At 69.0% G+C, this 13,178-nt stretch carries 14 protein-coding genes; 6 read left to right on the forward strand and 8 right to left on the reverse strand.

Features of this window, described 5'->3' with window-relative positions:
- Positions 1-83: 83 nt before the first annotated feature.
- Entirely contained in the window at positions 84-1,760 is a 1,677-nt protein-coding gene (locus tag AB7U92_RS09430; protein WP_428575931.1) for an alpha/beta hydrolase family protein, read from the forward strand.
- A 68-nt stretch (positions 1,761-1,828) separates the two neighbouring features.
- On the opposite strand, the gene AB7U92_RS09435 is transcribed toward AB7U92_RS09430, so the two are convergent.
- The 7 genes from AB7U92_RS09435 to AB7U92_RS09465 all read right to left on the reverse strand — a co-directional run bounded on the left by AB7U92_RS09435 (position 1,829) and on the right by AB7U92_RS09465 (position 6,475).
- Positions 1,829-2,587 carry a 3-hydroxyacyl-CoA dehydrogenase gene (locus AB7U92_RS09435; protein ID WP_428575932.1) on the reverse strand — a complete coding sequence of 253 codons (759 nt, stop codon included), beginning with the start codon at positions 2,585-2,587 and terminating at the stop codon, positions 1,829-1,831.
- 11 nt (positions 2,588-2,598) lie between these two features.
- A complete protein-coding gene (gene adk / locus AB7U92_RS09440) occupies positions 2,599-3,252 on the reverse strand; it encodes an adenylate kinase (RefSeq protein WP_428575933.1) in 654 nt (217 codons plus the stop codon).
- Positions 3,253-3,390: 138 nt separating this feature from the next.
- On the reverse strand, positions 3,391-4,146 hold the full coding sequence (gene kdsB, locus AB7U92_RS09445; protein WP_428575934.1) for a 3-deoxy-manno-octulosonate cytidylyltransferase: 756 nt from the start codon (positions 4,144-4,146) through the stop codon (positions 3,391-3,393).
- On the reverse strand, positions 4,143-4,334 hold the full coding sequence (locus AB7U92_RS09450) for a Trm112 family protein (RefSeq protein ID WP_428575935.1): 192 nt from the start codon (positions 4,332-4,334) through the stop codon (positions 4,143-4,145). Before AB7U92_RS09450 ends, kdsB begins: the two co-directional genes overlap by 4 nt.
- 3 nt (positions 4,335-4,337) lie before the next feature.
- Positions 4,338-5,375 (reverse strand): tetraacyldisaccharide 4'-kinase, encoded by a 1,038-nt coding sequence (gene lpxK / locus AB7U92_RS09455; RefSeq protein ID WP_428575936.1) that lies wholly within the window; start codon positions 5,373-5,375, stop codon positions 4,338-4,340.
- Positions 5,376-5,400: 25 nt separating this feature from the next.
- The gene (locus tag AB7U92_RS09460) at positions 5,401-5,820 is read right to left on the reverse strand and encodes an ExbD/TolR family protein (protein ID WP_428575944.1); all 420 of its coding nucleotides are present in this window, start codon (positions 5,818-5,820) and stop codon (positions 5,401-5,403) included.
- A gap of 16 nt (positions 5,821-5,836) precedes the next feature.
- Positions 5,837-6,475: a MotA/TolQ/ExbB proton channel family protein gene (locus AB7U92_RS09465; protein ID WP_428575937.1), complete on the reverse strand. Its 639-nt coding sequence runs from the start codon at positions 6,473-6,475 to the stop codon at positions 5,837-5,839.
- A 333-nt stretch (positions 6,476-6,808) separates the two neighbouring features.
- On the opposite strand from AB7U92_RS09465, the gene xseA reads away from it, so the two are divergent.
- Both xseA and AB7U92_RS09475 read left to right on the forward strand, forming a co-directional pair.
- Complete coding sequence (gene xseA / locus AB7U92_RS09470; protein WP_428575938.1) at positions 6,809-8,113, forward strand: exodeoxyribonuclease VII large subunit; 1,305 nt, start codon at positions 6,809-6,811, stop codon at positions 8,111-8,113.
- Between the two features lie 81 nt (positions 8,114-8,194).
- On the forward strand, positions 8,195-8,776 hold the full coding sequence (locus AB7U92_RS09475) for a superoxide dismutase (protein WP_428575939.1): 582 nt from the start codon (positions 8,195-8,197) through the stop codon (positions 8,774-8,776).
- Positions 8,777-8,844: 68 nt separating this feature from the next.
- Here AB7U92_RS09475 and AB7U92_RS09480 read toward each other — a convergent pair whose 3' ends face one another.
- A complete protein-coding gene (locus tag AB7U92_RS09480) occupies positions 8,845-9,297 on the reverse strand; it encodes a DUF192 domain-containing protein (RefSeq protein WP_428575940.1) in 453 nt (150 codons plus the stop codon).
- Between the two features lie 34 nt (positions 9,298-9,331).
- Here AB7U92_RS09480 and AB7U92_RS09485 point away from each other — a divergent pair, with 34 nt between their 5' ends.
- The 3 genes from AB7U92_RS09485 to ccoN all read left to right on the forward strand — a co-directional run.
- Positions 9,332-11,623, forward strand: a complete 2,292-nt coding sequence (locus AB7U92_RS09485) for a heavy metal translocating P-type ATPase (RefSeq protein WP_428575941.1) — start codon at positions 9,332-9,334, stop codon at positions 11,621-11,623.
- Positions 11,624-11,628: 5 nt separating this feature from the next.
- Positions 11,629-11,820 carry a cbb3-type cytochrome oxidase assembly protein CcoS gene (ccoS, locus tag AB7U92_RS09490; RefSeq protein WP_428575942.1) on the forward strand — a complete coding sequence of 64 codons (192 nt, stop codon included), beginning with the start codon at positions 11,629-11,631 and terminating at the stop codon, positions 11,818-11,820.
- Between the two features lie 59 nt (positions 11,821-11,879).
- A partial coding sequence (gene ccoN / locus AB7U92_RS09495; protein WP_428575943.1) for a cytochrome-c oxidase, cbb3-type subunit I occupies positions 11,880-13,178 on the forward strand: 1,299 nt, incomplete at its 3' end.

Raw genomic sequence — 13,178 nt, forward strand, 5'->3', positions numbered from 1 at the left:
TCTTCACGGTGGCGGATGGTCTCGAGGCGTCCGGCCGGCCGCGCCTTAAGGGGGCGTACTCGATCAACGTCGACGGCACCGACATGAAGGAGGTGTTCGGCTACAACGACAATGGCGCACCGCGCGGCTTGCGCATCCTGAACGTGCTCGAAACCGAGGGGGGCGATTCGACCGTGGCCTACGTGTCGATGCGGGAGCGCTCGCGTGAATTCGCAGACGTCTACAAGCTCGACTTCCGCACGATGCGTTTCGAACTCCTGACGTTCGACTCTCCCGGGCGCACCACATTCTGGGAACTCGACAGCGAACGTCGCCCGCGTATCACGGTCCGGGAGGAGCCGCGTCCCAGCAAGGGCAAGCCCATCGTCGAGCGCTTCATGCATCGTGCGCCGTCGGGCGGTGCCTGGGAGACGCTGTTCGAGCAGAGCAGCATGAACGATCCGGAGATCTATTCCATCTGCGGCTTCGACAAGGACGATCGCACGCTCTACGTCACGGCGCGGCGGGGGCGAGACAAGTCGGCACTCTGGAAGTACGACACGCAGACCAAGCAGTTCGGCGACATGATTCTGGACGACCAACTGGTCGATCTGGTCTGCAACAGCGGGGCGGATGAGAGCGAAGGCTCCGGCTCCGATGGCGGCCTGCTGACGGATCCGGTGACCAAGGAGGTCGTAGGCTTCCAGTACCAGGCCGATCGCCCCAAGAAGGTGTACTTCAAGCCGGGCAGCGAGCACGAGAAGCTCGCGAAGATGTTCGCGTCGGCCGTACCGGGCTTCAGCGAATACCGATTCTCGAAGGACCGCTCAGTGGCTCTGGTGCTGTCGTACTCGGACATCGACCCGGGCACCTACTATCTGTTCGATGCCGCGAAGAAGCAACTGGAGGTGGTGGCCCGTAAGCGTGCCTGGGTGAAGCCCGAGCTGATGGCCGAGCGCAAGCCGATCCTCTACAAGTCGCGTGACGGCATGGCCATCCCGGCCTACCTCACGCTGCCGCGCGGCGTGCCGGCGAAGAATCTGCCGCTGATCGTGAACATCCACGGCGGACCGCAGGTGCGCGGCTACGCTTGGTCGGAATGGGGCCGCTGGCCGGAGGCGCAGTTCTTCGCCGCGCATGGATATGCTGTGCTCGAACCAGAACCGCGCGCCTCAACCGGCTATGGCCGCAAGCTGCACGCGTCCGGATTCAAGCAGTGGGGCCAGGCCGCGCAGGACGACATCACCGACGGTGCGCTGCATCTCGTCAAGGAGGGCATCGTCGACCGTGATCGCATGTGCCTGCATGGTGGCAGCTATGGCGGCTACGCCTCGCTGCAGGGGCTGGTGCGTGAGCCCGACCTGTTCAAGTGCGCCCATTCGTTCGTTGCGGTCACGGACCTGGGGCTGATGCAGACGGTCGCCTGGTCGGACATCGCCGAGAACTACAAGTACGACTACCTCGAGAACGAGTTCAAGCTCGAGGTCGGCGACAGCAAGGATGACGCCGAGATGTTCCAGCGCGTCTCGCCCGCACGCAACGCCGACAAGATCAAAGGCGCGGTCATGCTGACCATGGGCTCGGACGATGTGCGCGTGCCGCTCATCCACGGCGAGAAGATGCGCGATGCGATGATCAAGGCCGGCAAGCCGATCGAGTGGAAGGTCTATGCGGAGGAAGGGCACGGCTTCAACAGGGAAGCCAACGTGACCGACTTCTACACCCGCTCGCTGCGCTTCTACGACGAGCACATCGGTCCGAAGCGCAAGACCCAGCCATGAGTGCAGGAGTGGCCTAGAAGCAAGAACGGGCGCCAGCGGCGCCCGTTCTCTTGAGTGGGCTCAGCGCCTCACTTCGGCGCCAGCCGGATCGCCCCGTCCAGCCGGATCACCTCGCCATTGAGCATGTCGTTGGTGATGATCTGGTGCACGAGCTTGGCGTAGTCCTCGGGCGTGCCCAGACGGCTGGGGAAGGGCACGCCGGCGGCCAATGCATCCTGCACTTCCTGGGGCATGGCGAACAGCATCGGCGTGCCGAAGATGCCCGGCGCGATGGTCATGTTGCGGATGCCGTTGCGTGCCAGGTCGCGCGCGATCGGCAGCGTCATGCCGACCACGCCGCCCTTGGAGGCGGAGTAGGCCGCCTGGCCGATCTGGCCGTCGTAGGCGGCCACGCTGGCGGTGGAGATCAGCACGCCGCGCTCGCCGGTGGGTTCGGGCTCGTTCTTCGCCATCGCCTCGGCGGCCAGGCGGATCATGTTGAAACTGCCGACGAGGTTGACGGTGACCACCTTGGCGAACAGCGCCAGCGCATGCGCGCCGTCCTTGCCGACGGTCTTGGCAGCCGGCGCGATGCCGGCGCAGTTGACCAGGCCGACCAGCTTGCCGAGCTTGAGTGCCGCGGCGACGGCTGCCTGGCCATCGGCCTCCTGGCTGACGTCGCACTTGACGAACACGCCGCCGAGTTCCTTCGCGACGGCCTCGCCCTTGTCGGCCTGCAGGTCGGCGATGACCACCTTGCCGCCGTTGCGGGCGATCATGCGCGCCGTGCCTTCGCCCAGGCCCGAGGCGCCGCCGGTGACGATGAAGACCTTGCCTGCGATGTCCATGCCCTTCGTCCTCAGCTGAGTGCGGCCAGCGCGCGCGCGGTGATCTCGTCGACGCTGCCGGTGCCGTCGATCTTGCGGTAGCGCGGCGCGCCCGCGTCGCCGGTGGCGGCCCACTTGGAGTAGTAGTCGACCAGCGGCCGCGTCTGGCTCTGGTAGACCTCGAGGCGCTTGCGCACCGTCTCTTCCTTGTCGTCGTCGCGCTGGATCAGGTCTTCGCCCGTCACGTCGTCCTTGCCGGCGACCTTGGGCGGATTGAACTTGACGTGGTAGGTGCGGCCCGAGGCCACGTGCACGCGGCGGCCGCTCATGCGCTCGATGATGGCCGCATCGGGCACGTCGATCTCGAGCACGACGTCGAGCTTGACGCCGGCGCTCTTCATCGCGTCGGCCTGCGGGATGGTGCGCGGGAAGCCGTCGAAGAGGAAGCCCTTGGCGCAGTCGGGCTGCGCGATGCGCTCCTTGACGAGGCCGATGATGATGTCGTCGCTGACGAGGCCGCCCGAATCCATCACGCGCTTGGCGGCGATGCCGAGTTCGGTGCCGGCCTTCACGGCGGCGCGCAGCATGTCGCCGGTGGAGATCTGCGGGATGCCGAACTGCTTGCAGATGAACGCTGCCTGGGTGCCCTTGCCGGCGCCGGGTGCGCCCAACAGGATGAGTCTCATGGGTTTGCCTCGTTTGTCTCTTTATGCGGGGGACGACGACGTGGGGCACCTCGTCGCATCGGAGCAAATCGAGAATAACATGCAGGCCCCTGCGCGAAACTGACGCTTCCCCGGAGGGGAAACCGCGCCGCCCGGGCCTCAGCGGCCGAACAGGGCGCGCACGCGCTCGAGGTCTTCCGGGGTGTCGACGCCGGGGCCGGGAGCACGGGCCGCAATGTGCACGGCGATGCGCTCGCCATGCCACAGCACCCGCAGTTGTTCGAGCGACTCGGTCTGCTCGATCGGCGCCGGCTCGAGCGTCGGGAATCGACGCAGGAAGCCGGCACGGTAGCCGTACAGGCCGATGTGGCGCAGCGGCGCCGGCGACTGCAGCGCGCCGGCTCCGGCCGCGCGGCCGTCGCGCCACCAGGGGATCGGTGCGCGCGAGAAGTAGAGCGCGCGCCCGGCTGCGTCGAGCACCACCTTCACGACATTGGGATTGTCGAGATCCGGACGCGAGTCGATGGCGTGGGCGGCGGTGCTCATCACGCAGTCGCTACGCGCCTCCAGCAGTGCGGCGCAGGCATCGACGAGCGCCGGGTCGATCAGCGGCTCGTCGCCCTGCACGTTGACCACGGCGTCGTCGCCGTCGAGGCCGAGGTGTTCGCAGGCCTCGGCCAGGCGGTCGCTGCCGGTGACGTGGTCGGCGCGCGTGAGCACCACGCGCACGCCATGCGCTTCGCAGGCGGCGACGATCTCGGCATGGTCGGCCGCGACGACGACCGCGCGCGCCGACGACTCGGCCGCACGGCGGGCCACGCGCACGATCATCGGCACGCCGGCGATATCGGCCAGCGGCTTGCGCGGCAGCCGCGTCGAGGCCAGCCGTGCCGGCACGAGCACGGTGAAGCTCACGGGGTCGGGGCGTCGCTGAGCGGGCGTGCTTCGCTCTCGAGCATCACCGGGATCCCGTCGCGCACCGGGAAGGCGAGGTGATCGGCGTGACACACGAGTTCGTGCCGCTCGTCCACTGGCGGTCGACGGTGTTCCAGCGGGCCCTTGCAGATCGGGCAGACCAGCAGTTCGAGCAGACGGGTTTCCATGGCTCAGTCGGGTTGTGGCAGGCGCCGCGGCAGCAGGGCGAGCAGGTCCTGCTCGAAGCCCGCGGGAAGACGGAAGTCTAGCGCTGCGACCCAGACACGCACCGCGCCGGCGCGCTCGGGGCGGATCTTGACGGCGTCCTTTTCGGTCACGATGACGTCGGCCGTGCCGGCGGGCCAATCGAGGTCGGCGTAGTCGTGATGATCGGGCAGAGGATGCTCGACGATATCCAGCCCCCGCTCGCGCAGCATCGAGAAGAAGCGTGCCGGCTGGGCGAGCCCGGCGACCGCCAGGACCGGGCGGCCGCGCAGCGCGGCGAGTGCCTCGACGTCAGGCGCCATGCCGCGCCACCATCCGTGCAGGGGGACGGCGCCCGCGAGGCCGCGCTGCGCCAGGTGGCCAGGCAGGGGTGTGCTGGGCGCCGCGGCGTTGTACAGCACTACGCTGCGTGCCGGCACGCGACGCGGCATCGGGTCGCGAAGCGGCCCGGCGGGCAGCCGCCAGCCGTTGCCGGCGCCGCGCTCGTCGAACACGATCACCTGCGCGTCGCGCGCCAGCCGCAGATGCTGAAGTCCGTCGTCGCAGACCAGGATGTCGATCTCAGCATGTCGCTGGCGCAGGGCGTGCCCCGCGGCAACGCGGTCTTCGCCGACGCACACCGGCACGCCACCGCGCAGGTGAAGCAGCAGCGGCTCGTCGCCCGTCTGGCTGGCCGGCGTGCCGGCATCGACGTGCACGATGCCGGTCGAGACTCTGCCGTGGCCTCGAGACACCACGCCGGGCCGCCAGCCCTGGCGGCGCAGCAACCCGAGCAGCGCCAGCGTGGTCGGCGTCTTGCCCGCACCGCCGGCGATGAGGTTGCCGACCACCAGCACCGGCACGTCGAGCCGGTGTGTCCGCAGCAGGCCCAGGTCGTAGAGCCCACGCCGCAGTGCCGTCAGCGCCACGAACAGCCACGACAGCGGCAACAGGGCGACGGCCAGCGGCCCGCGCGCCAGCCAGGCGCTCTGCAGGTGTCGCTCGAGGGAATCGGGGGAGGCCACGGCCGGGGAGCGCGCCCTGGCGCGCTCAGCCGCCGCCGGAGGTCTGCGTGGCGAAGGTCAGGCGGGCCAGCCCGGCACGCCGCGCCGCGTCCATCACGTTGACCACGCTCTGGTGCGCCGCGGTCGCGTCGGCCGACACGATCACGACGAGGTCCTTCGCGCCTTCGGAGACGGCGTTGAGCTCGGCGGCCAGCAGTTCCACGCTGCGGCCTTCCACCGGCTTGCGGTTGACCACGTAGCGGCCATCGGCGCTGACCAGCACGACGATCTCGCGCGGGCGGTCGCGCAGCTTCTCGGCATCGGCCGTCGGCAGGGTGACCTGCAGTTCGGTGAACTTCGAGTAGGTGGTCGAGGCCATCAGGAAGATGAGCACGACCAGCAGGATGTCGATGAACGGGATCAGGTTGATCTCCGGTTCCTCGGGGCGCCCCTTGCGGAAGTTCAGCGACATCGCGACGGCCTCAGGCGTTGCTCGGCGCGCGCTGCGAGGTGAAGCGCAGCAGGTGCGGCACCAGCCGGTTGGCGGCTTGTTCCATGTCCAGCGTGTACTGCTCGACCAGCCCGCGGAAATAGCGGTAGAAGATCAGCGCCGGGATCGCCACGATCAGGCCGAAGGCCGTGTTGTACAGCGCGATCGAGATGCCCTGCGCGAGCTGCGCCGGGTTGCTGCCCGAGGGCGACTGCGAGGCGAAGATCTCGATCATGCCGATCACCGTGCCGAGCAGACCGAGGTAGGGCGCCGACGAGGCGATGGTGCCCAGCGTGTTGAGGTACTTCTCCATGCGATGCACCGCCGCGCGCCCGGCCGACTCGAAGGCGCCGCGCAGCGCCTCCTCGGTGATGCGAGGGTCGGACACCACGGCACGGATGCCCGCGGCCAGCACTCGCCCGAGGATGGAGTTGTCGGCGAGCTTGTTGACGACGTCGGGCGCCGGCAGGTTGGCCCGGGTGACGGAGAGCACCTCGTCGAGCAGCTTGGGGGGCACCACGCGCACCGCCCGCAGGCTGGACAGGCGCTCAACGACGAGCGCCAGGGCGATGATCGAGCAGATGATGAGAGGCCAGATCGGCCAGCCAGCGGCTTGTATGATCGAAAACAAGCGAGCCCTTTCGAAGGCGAACGGCGGTTTCTTGGGGAGGCGCGATGATAGACCAAGGGGCACGCGTTCATAGCCTCTCGCCGACCCCGAACGGTGTTCGCACCACAATCCACCGCCGGTGTGGACAACTTTGTGGGTAACCCGCGAGCGCTGGCCGCGAAGCCGCATGAAATCTGGCGATCGGCTGGTTTGCTGAATTTCCGGGCACAGAGAATCCTTTGAAAATCAATCACTTGCACGAAAGTGACAATGCTGTGACGGGCATTGCGCCGCGCGGGGGCGCATGGCGCCTTGCTGTGGAGTTCTCGGGCCGCGCCAGCATTGGGTTTGCGCGTGATTGACGCTGCTTCGGCCGGCTCGAGCCGCCTCGTCTGGAGCGTCGCCGGCCTCGTGGCGGCAGTGTCCGATGCGCTGTCGGCGCGCTTTCCGGTGTGCGTGGTGCGCGGCGAACTGTCGGCCTTCACGCGGGCGGCCAGCGGCCATTGCTACTTCAGCCTGAAGGACGCCGACGGCGAGGCCGCCTTGCTGCGCTGTGCGATGTTCCGCCGTGCGGCCGGCCTGCTCGACTTTGCCCCGGCCGATGGCCAGCTCGTCGAGCTGCGCGGCCGGCTGGCGATCTACGAGCCACGCGGCGAGCTGCAGTTCGTCGTCGAGGGTATGCAACGGGCCGGTGCGGGCGCCTTGTTCGAGCAGTTCCTGCGCCTGAAGGCCAAGCTCGAGGCGCAGGGCCTGTTCGACCCCTCACGCAAGCGCGCCATCGCGGCATTCCCGCACCGCATCGGCGTGGTCACGTCGCTGGCCGCAGCGGCATTACGCGACGTGCTGACCACGCTGGCTCGCCGCAGCCCGCACGTCGAGGTGATCGTCTACCCGAGCCCGGTGCAGGGCGCGGAGGCGCCGGCCGCGTTGGCGCAGACACTGGCCGAAGCCTCGCAGCGTGCCGAGGTCGACACGCTGCTGCTGTGCCGCGGCGGCGGATCGCTCGAAGACCTGTGGGCCTTCAACGACGAGCGCGTGGTGAGGGCGATCGTCGCGTGCCACGTTCCGGTCGTCTGCGGCGTCGGCCACGAGACCGACGTGACGCTGGCCGACCTCGCAGCCGACCTGCGCGCCCCCACGCCGACGGCGGCGGCCGAACTCGCTGCGCCGTCCACTGCCGAGTGCGCCGACCGCCTGGCGGTGATGCAGCGGCGCGCCGCGCAACGCCTGCGCACGACGCTCGATACACAGGCACAGCGCCTGGACAGCCTGGCTCTGCGCCTGGCACGCCCGGCCGAGAGCCTGCACGCGCGGCACCAGCAGGTGGCGCTGCTCGGCCAGCGCCTCGGCGCTGCCGGCGCCCGGCTGGCCGACCGGCATGGTCTGCAGCAGCGGCAACTGGCGCAGCGCATGGCGCGTGCGGCCGCGGTGGAGCTGCGCGCGCGCGCCCAGCGGCTCCACGCCTTCGAGCAGCGCCTGAAGGCTCTCGACCCGCAGCACGTGCTGGCGCGCGGCTATGCCTGGCTGACCGACGCTCAGGGCCACGTGCTCCAGTCCGTTGGGCAGCTGTCGGTCGGCCAGCCGCTGCAGGCCACGCTGGCCGATGGCCGTGCCGGCCTCACGGTGGCCAGCGTGGAACCGGGCGCGACCGGCCCCTGAAGCAGCACGCCCGCCGGCAGGGCCTTGGCGGCCTGCCTACAATGCGCGCCCGACCCGCCCCCACCGAGAGAAGAGGACACCATGGAACACACCCTGCCGCCGCTCCCGTACGCGATCGACGCCCTGGCCCCGCACTACAGCAAGGAAACGCTGGAGTTCCACCACGGCAAGCACCACAATGCCTATGTCGTGAACCTGAACAACCTGCAGAAGGGCACGGAGTTCGAGAGCATGTCGCTCGAGGACATCGTGAAGAAGTCCAGCGGCGGCGTCTACAACAACGCCGCGCAGATCTGGAACCACACCTTCTTCTGGAACTGCATGAAGCCGAACGGCGGCGGCGAGCCCAAGGGCGCGCTGGCCGCGGCGATCAACGCCAAGTGGGGCAGCTACGCCGCCTTCAAGGAAGCCTTCGTCAAGAGCGCCGTCGGCAACTTCGGCTCGGGCTGGACCTGGCTGGTGAAGAAGGCTGACGGCACGGTCGACATCGCCAACACCGGCGCCGCCGGCACGCCGCTGACCACCGCCGACAAGGCGCTGCTGACCGTCGACGTGTGGGAGCACGCCTACTACATCGACTACCGCAACCTGCGCCAGAAATTCGTCGAGACCTTCCTGGCCTCGCTGGTGAACTGGGAGTTCGCCGAGAAGAACTTCGGCTGATCCGCAGGCGCAACGCTTGAAAGAAGAGAGGCCGGTCGCTGACCGGCCTCTTCGTTTGTGCAGCCCGTTCACTTGCTGCCGAACGGTGCTCCCGTGATCTTCGCCCCGGGCTTGATCGCCCGCTTGCCGAACCAGCCCTGGTTCATCTCCAGCGCGAAGCGCACCGGCCTGGCCGAACAGTGCGAGTCCAGCGTCTGCGGCTTCATCTCCTCGATGTTGACGATCGTGCCGTCGTCGTCGAGGAAGGCGATGGACAGCGGCAGCAGCGTGTTCTTCATCCAGAAGCACTGCTGGCCGGCGCGCTCGAACACGAACAGCATGCCGTCGTTGGCCGGCATGGTCGGGCGGTGCATCAGGCCGGTGGCGCGCTGTTCCGGCGTGCTGGCCACTTCGGCAGTGATGAGGTGGAAGCCGGCGGTCAGCCGCGTGGTCGGCAGCTTCTGCGGGCTGGTCTGGGCGGGCGATGCCAGCGCAAACGACAGCAGCGCGGCGGTGACGGCGAGTGACTTGATGTATGTCATGCGGCTCGGAGGGTGCGGCACCTAGATTATCGCCGTGGCCTCCGTACTGACTGAACGCGCCGTCGTGGTTCCGGCCGACGCCGACCTGCGTGCGCTCGACGACCCGCTGAACCAAGCGTCCTTCACCACCTTTGCCCAGGCGCAGGGCGGTGTGCGCGAGGCCACGTCGCAGTTCCGCATCTCCGGCATGTACTGCGCCGCCTGCGCCGGCCTGATCGAGGATGCGCTGCAGGGTGTGGACGGGGTGAAGGAGGCCCGCGTGCACTCCTCCACCGCGCTGGCCCTGGTGCGCTGGGATCCGCAGCGCACGCGCGCCTCGGCGCTGGTCGAGGCGGTGCGCCGCGCCGGCTATGGCGCCGTGCCGGATGCCGCCGCCAGTGCGCGGGCGCAGCGCGAGGCCGAGCAGCGCAAGGCGCTGTGGCGCCTGTTCGTCGCCGGCTTCTGCATGATGCAGGTGATGATGTACGCGACGCCGGCGTACGTCTCGGAGCCCGGCGACATCACCCCCGACATGCTGCGCCTGCTGCAGTGGGCGAGCTGGGTGCTCAGCCTGCCGGTGCTGCTGTTCTCCGCCGGCCCGTTCTTCAGTGGCGCGTGGAACAGCCTGAAGCACCGCCGGCTCGGCATGGATGTGCCTGTCTCGCTGGGCATCGTTGTCACCTTCGTCGCCAGTTCGGGGGCCACCTTCGATCCCGGCGGCGTGTTCGGTCACGAGGTCTACTTCGACTCGCTGACCATGTTCGTCTTCTTCCTGCTCGGCGGCCGCTGGCTGGAGGCGCGGGCGCGGCACAAGGTGGCGCTGTCGCTGGAAGCGGGCGCGGCGCGTCTGCCCGACAGCGTCGAGCGGCTGCGTGCAGACGGCAGCACCGAGGTCGTGGCGCTCGGGCGGCTCGCGTCGGGCGACCGTGTGCGCGTCAAGGCCGGCCAGGCCTTCCCGGCTGACGGTGTGCTGCTCGAAGGCCGCAGCCTGGCCGACGAGGCGCTGCTTACCGGCGAATCCGAACCGGTGGCCAAGCAGCCGGGCGACGAGGTGGTGGCCGGCAGCCTGAACCTGCGCGCGCCCGTGCTGATGCAGGTGCTGCGGCTGGGCGAAGACACCCGCCAGGCCGGCATCGTGGCGCTGATGCGCAGCGCGCTGACGCAGCGGCCGCGGCTGGTGCAGCAGGCCGAGCGCATCGCAGGCCCGTTCCTGTGGACCGTGCTGGCACTGGCCGCCGGTGCGGCCGCGGTGTGGTCGGTGATCGACCCGTCGCGGGCGATCTGGGTGGCCGTCTCGGTGCTGATCGTCACCTGCCCGTGCGCGCTGTCGCTGGCCGCGCCTTCGGCCTTGCTGGCCGCCACCGGCGGCCTCGCCCGGCGCGGCGTGCTGCTGCAACGCATCGAGTCCCTCGAAGGCCTTGCCGGGGTGGACACCGTCGTCTTCGACAAGACAGGAACCCTCACGCTCGACCGCCTGGAACTGGCCGAGACGCGCGTGCTGCAGGAGGGCGTCGACGCCGCGTCGATGCTGGCGCGCGCCGCGTCGCTGGCCGCGCTGTCGAGCCACCCGGCCTCGCGGGCGCTGGTGGAAGCCGCCGCAGCCGCGAGTGCGGATGCGGTGTGGAGCGATGTCGAAGAGCATCCGGGGCAGGGCCTCGAAGCCCGCGATGCCGCAGGTCAGCGCTGGCGGCTCGGCCGTCGCGAGTGGGTCGATGCGGGCCTGACAGCCGGGCAGGCACCCGAAGGCTCGCTGTGCTTCGGCGGCGAGCGGGGCGCCGTCGCGGTCTTCGTGCTGCGCGAGACGTTGCGCGGCGATGCCGAGGCCGCGCTCGCGCAGTTGCGCGCCCAGGGCCTGAAGCTGGCGATGCTCTCCGGTGATGCGCCGGAGCGCGCCGCCGCGCTGGCGCAGCGCCTAGGCATCGCCGACGTGCGCGGCGGCGCAACGCCGTCCGACAAGCTCGCGGCCGTGGCCGCCTGGCAGGCCGAGGGCCGCCGCGTGGCCATGGTGGGCGACGGCCTGAACGACGCGCCCGTGCTGGCGCGGGCCGACGTGTCGTTCGCCTTCGCCCACGGCTCGGCGGTGGCACGCAGCGGTGCCGATGTGGTGCTGCTCGGTGACCGGCTCGCCGACGTGGCGCTGGCTCGCACCCAGTCGCAGCGCACGCTGCGCGTGATCCGCCAGAACCTGGCCTGGGCGGCGCTCTACAACGCGGCCTGCGTGCCGCTCGCGCTGGTCGGCTGGCTGCCGCCCTGGGCGGCCGGCATCGGCATGGCGTCGAGCTCGCTGCTGGTGGTGCTCAACGCGCTGCGCGTCGCGCGCACCGACGGCGACGAACGCCAGGACTGAACGCGATGGACATCCTCTTCGTGCTCATCCCGATGTCGGTGGTGCTGGTGTTCGCCGTGATCGGCATCTTCGCCTGGGCCTTGCACCGCGGGCAGTTCGACGACCTCGACCGCGAGGGCGAACGCATCCTCGTCAACGATGACGACTCGGGCTTCCCGGGTTCGGGAAACGTTGATAGCGATCAAGCTCGCAAATGACCCTGCGGGAAACAATGGTTTCATCCAAAAACAGGACAGCCAAGGAAGGAGTGACTCCGATGGTCAATAACGCGTCGGCGGCCGCGAAGGGCGGGCCCGTCTACAACGACGCCGTGGTGCGAGCGTTCTCGCTCGCGGCGGTGCTATGGGGCATCGTGGGCATGCTGGTCGGCGTGATCATCGCCGCCCAGCTCACCTGGCCCGAGCTCAACCTGGGGATCTCCTTCCTCAGCTACGGCCGTCTGCGGCCGCTGCACACCAATGCGGTGATCTTCGCCTTCGGCGGCTGCGTGCTGTTCGCGTCGAGCTACTACGTGGTTCAGCGGACCTCGCAGGTGCGGCTGTTCGCCGGCGGCCTGGCCTGGTTCACCTTCTGGGCCTGGCAACTGGTGATCCTGCTGGCGGCGATCTCGCTGCCGCTGGGCATCACCAGCGGCAAGGAATACGCCGAGCTCGAGTGGCCGATCGACCTGCTGATCACCGTCGTGTGGGTGTCCTACGCGATCGTGTTCTTCGGCACCATCGGCACCCGCAAGGTGCGCCACATCTACGTCGCCAACTGGTTCTTCGGCGCCTTCATCCTGACCGTGGCGCTGCTGCACCTGGTCAACAGCGCCGCGATCCCCGTGAGCCTGACCAAGAGCTACTCGGCCTACGCGGGCGTGCAGGACGCGATGGTGCAGTGGTGGTACGGCCACAACGCGGTGGGTTTCTTCCTGACCGCCGGCTTCCTCGGGATGATGTACTACTTCATCCCCAAGCAGGCCGAGCGCCCCGTCTACTCGTATCGCCTGTCGATCGTGCACTTCTGGGCGCTGATCTTCACGTACATGTGGGCCGGCCCGCACCACCTGAACTACACCGCGCTGCCCGACTGGGCGCAGAGCGTGGGCATGCTGTTCTCGCTGGTGCTGCTGGCGCCGTCGTGGGGCGGCATGATCAACGGCATCATGACCCTCTCGGGTGCGTGGCACAAGCTGCGTGACGACCCGATCCTGAAGTTCCTGATCGTCTCGCTGTCGTTCTACGGCATGTCGACCTTCGAAGGCCCGATGATGTCGATCAAGACGGTCAACGCGCTGTCTCACTACACCGACTGGACCGTGGGCCACGTGCACAGCGGCGCGCTCGGCTGGGTGGGCCTGGTGTCGATGGGCACGCTGTACTACCTGATCCCGCGCATGTTCGGCCGCAAGCAGATGTACAGCACGCGCGCCATCGAGCTGCACTTCTGGATCGCCACCATCGGCATCGTGCTGTACATCGCCGCGATGTGGATCGCCGGTGTGATGCAGGGCCTGATGTGGCGCGCCATCAATCCGGACGGCACGCTGGTCTACAGCTTCGTCGAGAGCGTG

The sequence above is a fragment of the Piscinibacter sp. genome (assembly GCF_050175855.1).
In the GTDB taxonomy this organism is placed as follows: domain Bacteria; phylum Pseudomonadota; class Gammaproteobacteria; order Burkholderiales; family Burkholderiaceae_C; genus Piscinibacter.